Source organism: Providencia sp. 6390 (genome assembly GCF_058148425.1).
Genome location: NZ_JBYVYL010000012.1, coordinates 71,491 through 83,647, shown reverse-complemented (window position 1 = coordinate 83,647; position 12,157 = coordinate 71,491). Strand labels below are relative to the sequence as shown.

13 protein-coding genes are annotated in these 12,157 nt (G+C 37.6%); 5 read left to right on the top strand and 8 right to left on the bottom strand.

Annotation, left to right across the window (positions count from 1 at the left end; all coding sequences use genetic code 11):
* Nucleotides 1-32: 32 nt before the first annotated feature.
* Nucleotides 33-1,283, bottom strand: a complete 1,251-nt coding sequence (frsA, locus tag AC3Z9T_RS20160) for an esterase FrsA (RefSeq protein ID WP_490127873.1) — start codon at nucleotides 1,281-1,283, stop codon at nucleotides 33-35.
* Nucleotides 1,284-1,450: 167 nt separating this feature from the next.
* Complete coding sequence (gene gpt, locus AC3Z9T_RS20155) at nucleotides 1,451-1,915, bottom strand: xanthine phosphoribosyltransferase (RefSeq protein ID WP_283126797.1); 465 nt, start codon at nucleotides 1,913-1,915, stop codon at nucleotides 1,451-1,453.
* Nucleotides 1,916-2,430: 515 nt separating this feature from the next.
* Here gpt and pepD point away from each other — a divergent pair.
* Nucleotides 2,431-3,891 carry a beta-Ala-His dipeptidase gene (pepD, locus tag AC3Z9T_RS20150; protein ID WP_490127872.1) on the top strand — a complete coding sequence of 487 codons (1,461 nt, stop codon included), beginning with the start codon at nucleotides 2,431-2,433 and terminating at the stop codon, nucleotides 3,889-3,891.
* Nucleotides 3,892-3,936: 45 nt separating this feature from the next.
* On the opposite strand, the gene dinB is transcribed toward pepD, so the two are convergent.
* On the bottom strand, nucleotides 3,937-4,992 hold the full coding sequence (gene dinB, locus AC3Z9T_RS20145; RefSeq protein WP_490127871.1) for a DNA polymerase IV: 1,056 nt from the start codon (nucleotides 4,990-4,992) through the stop codon (nucleotides 3,937-3,939).
* A 281-nt stretch (nucleotides 4,993-5,273) separates the two neighbouring features.
* Here dinB and AC3Z9T_RS20140 point away from each other — a divergent pair, with 281 nt between their 5' ends.
* The 3 genes from AC3Z9T_RS20140 to AC3Z9T_RS20130 all read left to right on the top strand — a co-directional run bounded on the left by AC3Z9T_RS20140 (nucleotide 5,274) and on the right by AC3Z9T_RS20130 (nucleotide 7,240).
* On the top strand, nucleotides 5,274-6,173 hold the full coding sequence (locus tag AC3Z9T_RS20140; protein ID WP_490127870.1) for a glycerophosphodiester phosphodiesterase family protein: 900 nt from the start codon (nucleotides 5,274-5,276) through the stop codon (nucleotides 6,171-6,173).
* 293 nt (nucleotides 6,174-6,466) lie between these two features.
* Complete coding sequence (locus AC3Z9T_RS20135; protein ID WP_490127869.1) at nucleotides 6,467-6,829, top strand: hypothetical protein; 363 nt, start codon at nucleotides 6,467-6,469, stop codon at nucleotides 6,827-6,829.
* Between the two features lie 30 nt (nucleotides 6,830-6,859).
* A complete protein-coding gene (locus AC3Z9T_RS20130; RefSeq protein ID WP_490127868.1) occupies nucleotides 6,860-7,240 on the top strand; it encodes a hypothetical protein in 381 nt (126 codons plus the stop codon).
* Nucleotides 7,241-7,293: 53 nt separating this feature from the next.
* Here the strand turns inward: AC3Z9T_RS20130 and nqrM (AC3Z9T_RS20125) are convergent, their stop codons facing one another.
* Nucleotides 7,294-7,539 carry a (Na+)-NQR maturation NqrM gene (gene nqrM, locus AC3Z9T_RS20125; RefSeq protein WP_490127867.1) on the bottom strand — a complete coding sequence of 82 codons (246 nt, stop codon included), beginning with the start codon at nucleotides 7,537-7,539 and terminating at the stop codon, nucleotides 7,294-7,296.
* A 781-nt stretch (nucleotides 7,540-8,320) separates the two neighbouring features.
* Between nqrM (AC3Z9T_RS20125) and AC3Z9T_RS20120 the strand changes: the two genes are divergently transcribed.
* Complete coding sequence (locus AC3Z9T_RS20120) at nucleotides 8,321-8,728, top strand: hypothetical protein (RefSeq protein WP_490127866.1); 408 nt, start codon at nucleotides 8,321-8,323, stop codon at nucleotides 8,726-8,728.
* A 92-nt stretch (nucleotides 8,729-8,820) separates the two neighbouring features.
* On the opposite strand, the gene nqrM (AC3Z9T_RS20115) is transcribed toward AC3Z9T_RS20120, so the two are convergent.
* From nqrM (AC3Z9T_RS20115) to nqrE, 4 genes are all read right to left on the bottom strand, one after another.
* Complete coding sequence (nqrM, locus tag AC3Z9T_RS20115) at nucleotides 8,821-9,048, bottom strand: (Na+)-NQR maturation NqrM (RefSeq protein ID WP_490127865.1); 228 nt, start codon at nucleotides 9,046-9,048, stop codon at nucleotides 8,821-8,823.
* A gap of 15 nt (nucleotides 9,049-9,063) precedes the next feature.
* A complete protein-coding gene (locus AC3Z9T_RS20110) occupies nucleotides 9,064-10,095 on the bottom strand; it encodes an FAD:protein FMN transferase (protein WP_490127864.1) in 1,032 nt (343 codons plus the stop codon).
* 221 nt (nucleotides 10,096-10,316) lie between these two features.
* Nucleotides 10,317-11,543: an NADH:ubiquinone reductase (Na(+)-transporting) subunit F gene (gene nqrF, locus AC3Z9T_RS20105; RefSeq protein WP_490127863.1), complete on the bottom strand. Its 1,227-nt coding sequence runs from the start codon at nucleotides 11,541-11,543 to the stop codon at nucleotides 10,317-10,319.
* A gap of 15 nt (nucleotides 11,544-11,558) precedes the next feature.
* Complete coding sequence (gene nqrE / locus AC3Z9T_RS20100) at nucleotides 11,559-12,155, bottom strand: NADH:ubiquinone reductase (Na(+)-transporting) subunit E (RefSeq protein WP_154623958.1); 597 nt, start codon at nucleotides 12,153-12,155, stop codon at nucleotides 11,559-11,561.
* Between the last annotated feature and the right edge of the window lie 2 nt (nucleotides 12,156-12,157).

Below are 12,157 nucleotides of genomic sequence, written 5' to 3'. Positions count from 1 at the left end.
AAGTTAAAAAATAATCAAGTCATTAAATAAAATTAAACTATTTTACTTTTTAACCAGGCCGTTGTTTCGCTGAGGGCTCGTTGATAATTTTCGAAAACAGGACTCGCTGGAAGGGTCAATAAATGACTATCCATTGATGAGCGAATAATTAAATCTGACTCTGCTTTTGGACTATAAATATCATGTTTCCAATGCACTGACATCATAGGCACTTGGCTGCGACGCCCTAAAAGCCCTTGATTTTTTAATGAATAACAACTTAGTTCATGACGGAGTGCCGCGCCATCTACATAATAAATTCCTAAGCGGCTAGCAAAAACATCGAGCTCCATTCGTGGAATATCACGCTGATATTTGTCTTCATGTAATAAACTATGAACTATAGGCCCCAGTACAGCTACAGCTTTAATTTTATCAGGGCACATATAAGCTAATCTTAAGGCTATATTGGCTCCGAAGCGCAATCCAATGAGACCAAATCTTGTATGATCAATCCAAGGGATAGTGTCTAATTGTCTAACAACTTGCTCATGTAATGCGCTAGTTTCCTGTGAAAGCTTATATTTGACTGAATAGCCAATAGATGGCATATCCAACGTCAGCATGGCAATACCAAGAGGCTCTAAATATTCGCGGAAATAACGGCAATAATCCGTCTGTAAACTATCAAGAGTGCCACAAATCATCACTGTCGGATATGGGCCTTGCCCTGTTGATGGTATATGTAAAAAACCACAGACTTCTTTATTACCATCAACTTTAAATGATATTTTCTTTAACTTATAGCGTGAAAATTGAGCTGCACTGTCATAAGCCTTACAAGCAAGCACAATCGCTTGATCCGCCAATTCATCGCCTTTAATAAAAGGGTACGCGGCAATACTGTATAAATTCGCTGCGCGGAGCCATGCATGACTTGCTTGTTCCCCCCCTTCAAACTGTAATGCATTCTGTTGCCAGTGCATTGCTTGATGTGACCATTCAAAGCACCAGTTACCACGTCTGTTACCAATAACAGTATCAAGTAAATTATTATCACTGCGCTCTGCGTCAGTAACGGCAATACGGCTCAAAACCTCTTCAATTTCTAAAGCATCAATACCACGCCAGATCCACATTAAACGGTTGATCATTCTGTACCAACCTGCATGTTGCGAACCACTTAGTGCAGAGTGACTTTTGACAATCGGCGGACTATAAGCAGAGTATGAAACGAGAGTTGATGTTTCGGTCTGCCTAACTTTTGGCTTGAACAGCTTTTCGGAAAGATTTTGTTGAGTCATTCAGATAACCTGTTGGTTGAGCTAAATAAAAAGGGAATGCCATCGCATTCCCCTATCATACTGTTTTGTGTTTTAATTTATTAGGTAATAATGTTTTAAGAGGGGATTATTCCTATCCTAACGCAAATTGTTACCTTTTATTTAGATCTGACGCAAAACAATAATGGTTACTTCTCTTGCTCACATAGAGGTTTAACAAATACAACCCCCATATCCCATGGTTGCTCGATCCATGTATTTTGAGGAATATCGACTACATAGTCATCAACTAATGGGCGGCCTGCTGGTTTTGCAAAGATAGTCACAAAGTGAGCTTTCGGATACATATCGCGGATGGCTTTCGCTGTACCGCCAGTATCCACGAGGTCATCAATAACAATAAAGCCTTCACCATCGCCTGGTGCACGCTTAATCACGTTAAGATCACGTTGGTTATCATGGTCATAGCTAGAAATGCATACGGTATCAACATGGCGAATACCCAGTTCACGTGCAAGAAGTGCACCAGGAACAAGGCCACCACGGCTAACAGCGATGATACCCGTCCATTGTTCGACAGGTAATAAACGTTGTGCGAGTTTACGGGCATGTATTTGCAACATATCCCACGTTACGACATATTTTTCGCTCATAAAATTTGGGTCCCGACAGCTGAGTAAAACTGAAATGTGTCTTGCGGAAAAAACGTTGCGCGAGATTATAGTGATTTGGCTCGCTAAAAACCAGCAAAAACGGATAATTGAGATCAATTAATATCATTTACACTGACTATTTATCGCATTAAGGTGTATGCTGAGATAATCAACCGTATAGCTTGAATAACTGTACCGTACCAATTTCACAGAATAAATTACTATACTCTGTCTGGTTTGAGATACAGCTAAGCTGCAAGAAAACAAATCATTGTAAGTTGTAAAAAACATGATGGTGATTACAGTAAGCAGAATCATTATTTTTCAAATTAGTACAGCAATTTACAATATTTCGTAACATGTATACTCTAAAGAATTCAAGATGCAGCTAGGCGACAAGTGAATGAGTCGCTGGGAGCCTACATAAGTAGGTGACTAGCGCGAATGAATGTAGTCAACAACGCTGCAACTTGAAGTATGACGAGTATGACCAAAGTCGTATTAGGAGATCCAAAGTGTCTGAACTCGCTAAACTGTCACCACAGCCATTATGGGATATTTTTGCCAAAATTTGCTCAATTCCCCATCCTTCACATCATGAAGAAGCGCTAGCAACACATATTATCGAATGGTCAAAACAAAAAGGTTTTCACGTAGAACGCGACCAAGTTGGTAATATTTTGATCCGTAAAGCAGCAACCAAAGGTTATGAAAACCGTAAAGCCGTTGTTTTACAAGCTCACTTAGACATGGTTCCGCAAAAAAATAATGACACTGTTCATGATTTTACTAAAGATCCAATCCGTCCTTATATCAATGGTGAATGGGTAACAGCTGAAGGCACTACGCTTGGTGCTGATAATGGTGTCGGTATGGCATCTGCACTTGCTGTTTTGGCTGATGACAGTGTAGAGCACGGTCCACTTGAAGTGTTGTTAACCATGACAGAAGAAACTGGTATGGATGGCGCATTTGGCTTACAAGCAGGTTGGTTGCAGGCAGATATCCTGATCAACACAGACTCAGAAGAAGAAGGTGAAATCTACATGGGTTGTGCTGGTGGCGTCGATTTCACGGTCACCTTTGACTTAACTCGTGAAGCCATCCCACAAGGTTACAAAACCTTTATCATGACGTTGAAAGGTCTAAAAGGTGGTCACTCAGGTGGCGATGTGCATTTAGGCTTAGGTAATGCTAACAAATTACTGGCGCGTTTCCTTGCAGGGCACCAAGAAGATCTTGGTTTAAAACTTTTAGAATTTACTGGTGGTACTGTTCGTAATGCGATCCCTCGTGAAGGTCATGCCATTATTGCTGTTCCAGCAGATAAAGTGGCTGAATTAACGGCACTCAGAGCGCGCTATGAAGGGATATTAAAAAATGAGTTAGCCGTAGTTGAACCGAACTTAGTTCTGCTATTAGAAGAAACTCAAACAAATCTGAAAGCACTTACTGAAGAATGTCAAAAACGTTTTGTATTTTTCTTAAATGCAGCGCCAAATGGCGTGATCCGCATGAGTGATGTCGCAAAAGGTGTTGTTGAAACTTCACTGAATGAAGGTGTTGTAACGATGACGGAAAACCAAGCAGAAATAATCTTCTTAGTGCGTTCATTAATTGACAGCGGCAAAAACTATGTAGTTAATATGCTGACATCAATTAGTAAACTTGCACAAGCTCATTATAAAGCAGAAGGTAGCTACCCAGGTTGGCAGCCCGATGCAGACTCACCAGTCATGCACTTAGTCAGTGAAACCTATCAAAAACTGTTTGGTAAAACACCGAATGTAATGGTGATCCACGCAGGGTTAGAGTGTGGTTTATTCAAAAAACCTTATCCAGATATGGATATGGTTTCAATCGGCCCAACTATACGTGGCGCGCACTCACCTGATGAGCGTGTGCATATCGCAAGTGTTGGTGAATACTGGAAATTATTAACTGCTGTTTTAAAAGCAATCCCAGTTAAAGGATAATCTGAGACAGCAAAACACTCGTCACAAGGCGGGTGTTTTGCTTACTTAAAGCGCTAATAACAATTGCCTTTCTAGCTGTGGGTTTTGCAAAGTAACGTGCAAACCAACCAGCCTAACACCACGATTTTCACGACGATGCTCCCAAACTTGCTTAGCTAATAAAACTAAATCTTGCTTATCTAATATAGGATAAACATGTTCTTGAGTGGTTTGCTGAAAATCATTAAATTTAATTTTTACCCCTTGGCTTGCAATACGACAATCAGGCTTCACTTTTATTAATCTCAACTCCAACTCTTCATACAATTTATCAATCAATGGCAGACAGTCTTCCCAGTGATGAATATCTTCAGCCAATGTACGTTCAACCCCAACAGATTTACGCAATCTTTCAGGATTAACGGCTCGCTCATCAATACCGTGACAACGTTCCCACAATATCTGCCCAAATTTACCCATCGACTTTATTAAGCTAACCACATCATACTGTTGTACATCTGCACAGGTTTCTAACCCCATATCTAATAATTTTTGTGCCGTAACTTTGCCAACACCGGGGATCTTCCTCAGTGGTAATGAAAGAACGAATTCAGACATATTCTGCGGTGTAATGACATATTGCCCATTCGGTTTATTCAGATCAGAAGCTATTTTGGCGAGAAACTTAATCGGGGCGATCCCCGCTGAAGCTGTGAGCTGTAATTCATCAAATATTTGCTGTCGAATTGCTTTAGCAATTAATGTTGCTGAACCATGGTGATACTCACTATCGCTAACATCTAAATAAGCTTCATCCCATGAGAGTGGTTCGATGAGGTCTGTATAGCGAGAAAAAATTTTATGAATATGCAAAGAGGTTTCTTTATAGAGAGCCATTCTGCCCGGCACCACTTTTAGATGGGGGCATAACCGTAATGCAACTGCCGTAGACATCGCACTGTGCACCCCATAGCGCCTCGCCTCATAATTAGCGGTACTGATCACTCCACGGCGATCAGCACTACCGCCAACCGCAATAGGGATATTACGCAAACTAGGGTCATCACGCATTTCTATTGCTGCATAAAAGCAGTCCATATCAATATGAATTATTTTCCGCACAGTAATTCACCGAAAAAAATGAACAACTGAATAAATATACAGTACTTTATTGTAATGTGCAATTATTCAACAAAAATTCAATCTATCGATACAGTGTCAATAATCACACAAAGTGCTTTTGTTCATTCAATTGAAACATATCATTGGCAAACTCAGCTATTTCGAAAAGTTAGTCCTAATTAGCTCAAATACTACTTACAAAGGGTAAGAAAAGTATTACAAAAAGAGTTCACCGAAAGTCATTTAACTTATTGAGATAATTATTGTTATAGGTAACTAATATGATCAAAATATTGATGCCAACATTGAAAAAAGGAATAGTTTTGAGCTTGTTTCTTCTTACTAGCCACACTGTGTTTGCCCACTCACCTCAAATCGTAGCCCATCGGGCTGGCACTGCCGATGCTCCAGAAAATACGCTTTATGCAATTGAATTAGCCAAAACAAACCAAGCCGATATTATTTGGCTGACAGTTCAGTTATCTAAAGATAAGCAGATTGTTTTATATAGACCAAGCGAATTAGAAGCATTAACCAATGAAAAAGGTGCTATATCCAATTACCCTGCTGAACAACTCAGTAAAATCAATGCAGCATATCAATTCAACAAAAAAAATAATCTACAATTACCATTACAAGAAACGAATATTTCAACACTTGAGTCTATTCTTAAAAAGTACCCCGATACTGAATTTTATATTGATTTAAAATCACCAGATGCCAATCCAGACATTCAAGCAGAAGCGATTTATGCCTTATTAGAAAAAAATAATGCTTTTAAACATACCCGTTTTTATTCAACCAATGATGAGTTTATAAGCGCATTATCAAAGCGCTCCGATAAAATTAATGTCTTTGAGAGCCGTGATGAAACCCGCACACTGTTAGCAAATAATACAATGAGTCACCAATGTTCAACATCAACGGAAGGAACATCGAAAAAACGCTGGTATGGTTTTGAATTACATAGAAAAGTTGAAGTAATTGAAAAATATACACTTGGTGAAGCACGCTCACCAGCAACCCTTTCGTGGGATAAAGAAGCCATTGATTGCTTTAGAAAAAACGGTGAAGCTCATATCGTTTTATTTGGAGTCAATAATATGAAAGACTATCAATTTGCTAAAGAAATTGGTGCTGATGCAGTGATGGTTGATTCACCAAAAGCATTTAAAAAATAAATCAACTTCTAGCCTAACTAAGTTAGTTTTAATTATTTAAATATCTATTATATAAATAATTCGAAGGGCAATTAGGCGATAAATAAATAAATCACCAGTCATATAGATAACTATGCGACTGGTGCGAGTAAGCGTAGTCACCATACCTCAACACAAAGCACTGCAACTTGCAGGATGACAAGTATAACTAAATTAAACCTTATCCATTATCTATGAGACAATAATAGAAAAAATACATTACATTTCGATGCCGATGCACCATATTACTCTTGGATTAAATAAAGGAGACATATATGGTAAAACCATTAGCATCATTAACGATTGAAAATTTTTGGACGGAGGATGTTAAACAAATAACATATGTATGTTATGCGAATTTCTTCATAGTTTCACATAAAACTTTTTATAACGTTCAACAAAAACAAATTATTATTGATGCCGACCTTTTTACTCTTAACAATAAGGTAGCCACTTCTTGGTCAGTTGATTTTATTACACAATCAGGAAGTCATTGGGTTACGTCTAACCATTTACAATGCGATGACTTTAAAGATAACAATGGCCAGGTCACTATCGGTATTAATGGGGATGCACAAACTATGTATGTCGCATTTCCATCATCAAAATCGTGTTCTATAAAACTAATTAAAACATAATTTCATCAGTCTAAAATAGGAGAATTAATTATGACTCAATCATCTCTAGGTCGTATAACGATAGAGAACTTTTGGCCCATGAGATTAAAGGAATTAACAATAAGACGAGGTAGCCACGGCTCAGAAGATATTAGAGGTGTCAAAACATTTTATAATATAGAGAGTGAACAGGTTTTACTCGATGCTGAATCATTTATTATAGGTCCAACAGATAAATTCTATTGGGGAATAACAATTGTAACTAAGTATAGTGAAATATGGGATAGTGGTGAAATGATGTTATGTGAGATTGATGAAAGTGACAACTGGAAAGTAACTATAGGCGTCAATGGAAGAGAACAAACTATGTATGTTGCACCTGCTTCTTCACCTTCAAAATCATGCTCTAAAAGAATGTACAGAATAAAATAGTATTTAACTAAAATGATAAAAACCTTAACTATAATAGGTAACAGTTAAGGTCATTAGAAGATTATTACCATTCTATATGATGCGGTTTTCTCCAACATCTTTTGGCGAGTCTGTTCGCGTGTCATACACTTTTTACGTGCATCACAAGGCCCAGGGCAATCACAGACTTTTTCAACACCAATGCCACTTAACTCACCACAACTGCCTGGAATACTTTTACATTTAATAATGTATCCTAGTGACATATCGAGAAATGCAGGAAGGAACAAGACAAACGCTGCAATAAAAACATTTAGCATCCTATTCCCCTAATATTACTGTTTTTTCTGCAAAATGGCTCGAATGCCTTAGTATAATGCTCTTCAAACCTTTTATCTGTTTTCACCATTATAAATACTGGAACATTTATTTTTTCAGCTACCGAAAAACCGTCTTCAGTTTCTGAAATAAATCGCCAAATGCTAATTCAGATATTCAAACAAATACTATTTATACTCTAGAAAAAACAACATCTTTAAACATACTATTTTTATTCAATCAATGATGAATTTATAAAGGCTTTAGCTAAGCTCTCGGGTAAAATTAATACCTTTGAGAACAGTGATGAAACTCGCACTCTGTTAGTAAACAACACAGGGGATCACCAATGTTCAACTCCTGTTGAAGCGATGTCTAAAACCGTTGATACAAATTTGGATTACACAGGAAAATAAAAGAATTTGAAAAACAAATGATTATTTAAACTTATTTACCTACACACAACCTTGAAATAAAGAAGTTATTATTACTACCTAATTAAAATTTAATATTTTTCATTTATCAGTCAGTATATATACCTTAATCCTTAATCCTTAATCCTTAATCCTTAATCCTTAATCCTTAATGATATTATTTCATAATTACCAATAATTTTTATTCTTTTAAAATATACATTAATTAATTATCATCATTTACCCCGATCATTAGCATGGATAAAAACCCATAAAAATCAAATAAAAACAATTATTAAAAAACAAAAATTATAAGCAATTCTTTTTAAATCTGAAAGACAATAAAAAACATTAAATAAAGGGAGGTAATATGAATTTAGAAAAAATGCTATTAACATTTGAAAACCTTTGGAATACAGATTTAAAAAACATTCAAATACTTATAACTCCTAGAGATTATGATGAATATCCGCAAGGAATTATTATAGAGAATATTAAACAGAGTGAGATCCTTAATGATGTTGTGTCTACTTATTGTTACCCAGATGATATTTTATTATGGCGTTTAATTATTCTTACTACATCCGGTGAAATTTGGTATCCAGCTAATTGGATTAATTGTCCATTAACTAAAGAGGATAAGAATAGAGTAACTCTTACGATTAATAGCAATGATAAACGTATGTATATTACCTTTCCTAATTCAAAATACAAATCATGCTCAATGCAATTATTAAAACTTGAAGACTTTAAAAACAATATAGAAAATTCAATTTAGAAAGAAAAAACTAGAATATAAATTATTTTTTATTTATAACACCTTAACTGCGATAAATCACAGTTAAGGTAATAGTAAAGTAATTGGACATATTAGATGATGCGGTTTTTTCCCAGCATCTTTTGGCGAGCTTGTTCACGAGCCATACGCTTTTTACGTGCATCGCAGGGCTCAGGGCAATCACAAACTTTTTCAACACCAATGCTGCTTAACCCACCACAGCTACCTTGAATACTTTTACGTTTAATAATGTACCCTAGTGACATACCGAGAAATGCCAGAAGGAACAAGACAAACGCTGCAATAAAAACATTTAGCATCCTATCCTCCTAGTGTTACTGCTTCTTCTGCAAAAATGGCTCGAATGCCTTAGTATAACGCTCTTCAAACCCTTTTTCTGTCTTCACTATCATAAATACTGGAACATTCATTTTTTCAGCTACAGCAAAACCTTCTTCAGGCCCTAGAACATTTAGCCCTGTCGATAAGCCATCAGCACTCATGCATGTTGGTGCCAATACTGTAATAGACACTAAATTATGTTTAATTGGCATACCTGTTTTTGGATCAATAGTATGAGAAAAACGTACGCCATCTTGCTCAAAGTAGTTACGATAATCGCCTGAAGTGGCAATTGACATATCACCCGGTTCAATCACTTCTTGAGCAGTTTGATTTACACCATCAGTGGTTGGTTTTTCAATCGCAATACGCCACGGAGCACCTTTACCATTGTTCCCTTTTGTACGCACTTCACCGCCAATATCAACCATATAATCATTAATCTTAACGGACTCAAGGTATTCGGCAACCACATCAACACCATATCCCTTAGCGATCGATGATAGATCAACATATAGCTCAGGAATTGTTTTAATCAAATTGTTACCTTGTACAGATAATTTTTCGATTCCAACCCAAGCACGGCGTTTTTCCAACTCATCAGCTGAAGGTGCTTTCGTGACACGGCCTTCAGGGCCAAAGCCCCATAAATTAACTAAAGGCCCTACTGTCACATCTAATGCACCATTAGTTAATTCATTAATACGTATCGCTTCTTTAACCACTTTTGCGGTTGCAGCCGAAACAGGGAAAGGAACATTAACCTCTTTTGATTGATTGAAGCGGCTTAATTCAGAATCGGGGCGATAAGTCGACATCTGGTCGTTCACTTCTTCCAACCGCTTATCTATCTCTGCTTGGATCGATTCACTACTTGGAGATGAAGAATCAGTAACATACTTAATGGAATAGTAGGTTCCCATTGTCTGACCTTGTAGATTGGCCTGTTCAGGCCCACCGCACGCGGTCAAGAATAGTGTCGCGGCAAATAACAGTACTGGTGTGATGACTTTTTTGTTCAGCATATTTTTCTCTGCTTCAATCATAAGTACCATAGCTATGGAACTTAGACTATTGACAAACTAGTTCTGTTTGTCAGCAGCCGGTCGAGGTTGTAAAAAATTAACGAGTAAGCCAATTTATTAGCATTTAACTAAAAATACAAAGGGGAAACTTTATTTTGCTCCCCCCTTTTATTGATACTAATTCAAACTATACTCTTTATACTTCAAGCATATACAGTGAATCAACCACCAAAATCATCCAGTAGGATGTTTTCATCCTCTACACCAAGATCTTTAAGCATCTTGATAACAGCGGCGTTCATCACTGGAGGCCCGCACATGTAAAACTCACAATCTTCAGGTGCAGGGTGATCTTTCAGGTAGTTTTCATACAGAACATTATGAATGAATCCTGTATAACCATCCCAATTATCTTCCGGCATTGCATCGGAAAGTGCAACATTCCAAGTGAAATTTTCGTTTTCAGCCGCAAGCTGATCAAAATCTTCTGTATAGAACATCTCACGTTTAGAACGAGCACCATACCAAAAACTGATTTTACGTTTAGAATGTAGACGTCTTAGCTGGTCGAAAATATGTGAACGCATAGGTGCCATACCTGCTCCACCACCAATAAAGATCATCTCAGCATCAGTTTCTTTAGCAAAGAACTCACCAAATGGGCCTGAAATTGTCACTTTATCCCCTGGTTTCAGAGACCAGATATAGGAAGACATAATCCCCGGTGGAACATCTGGGTTGCGAGGTGGTGGCGTAGCAATACGCACGTTGAGTAAAATGATACCATGCTCTTCCGGATAGTTAGCCATTGAGTACGCACGAACTGTAGGTTCTTTGACCTCAGAAACATAACGGAATAAATTAAACTTATCCCAATCCTCACGGTATTCTTCTGGCACATCGAAGTCTGCATATTTTACTATATGCTCTGGGCATTCTATTTGAATAAAACCACCAGCACGGAAGGGAACGACTTCGCCTTCAGGAATTTTTAGTTTCAGTTCTTTAATGAAAGTTGCTTTATTATCATTAGAGATAACTTCACATTCCCACTTTTTAACACCAAAAATCTCCTCAGGTAACTCAATTTTTAGGTCTTGCTTAACATTCACCTGACAAGCTAAACGACAACCTTCTTTTGCTTCACGTTTATTGATGTGAGAAAGTTCAGTTGGCAGGATATCACCGCCACCTTCTTTAATCGTTACTCGGCATTGGCCACACGACCCACCGCCACCACAAGCTGATGAAACAAAGATACCTTGGTTAGATAACATCCCTAACAGTTTGTCACCTGCTGGAGCATCAAAGCTTTTTTCAGGATCACCGTTAATTTCAACTTTAATGTTCCCTGTATTGACTAGCTTGGATTTCGCAAACAGGATCAACCCTGTTAGCGCCAAGACTATCAAGGTAAACATCACTACACCTAGAATAATAATATCCATGAATTCTTCTCGCCCTTATAGCTGAACACCGGAGAAGGACATAAAGCCCAGTGCCATCAATCCAGTGGTGACAAAGGTAATACCTAAGCCTTTCAGACCCGCCGGAACATCGGAATATTTCATCTTTTCACGGATTGACGCTAACAACACAATCGCTAACATCCAGCCGATACCTGAACCAAACCCATATACGATAGATTCGCTAAAGTTATAGTCACGCTGAGCCATGAAAGAGACGCCACCAAAGATTGCACAGTTAACGGTAATCAACGGCAAGAAGATACCTAATGCATTATAAAGTGACGGGAAATAACGATCTAAAATCATTTCCAAAATTTGTACTAGAGCAGCGATAACACCGATGAAAGTAATAAAGTTAAGGAATGATAAATCAACCCCTTCAACTAATGCCCCATCGCGTAAAACAAGGTTATAAACAAGGTTATTAGCAGGTACTGAGATCCCCAACACAACAGTAACTGCAATACCTAGACCAAACGCAGTCTTAACATTCTTTGATACCGCCAAAAACGTACACATACCAAGGAAGAATGCCAACGCCATATTTTCAATAAATATCGCTTTTACAAATAGGCTAATATAATGTTCCATTG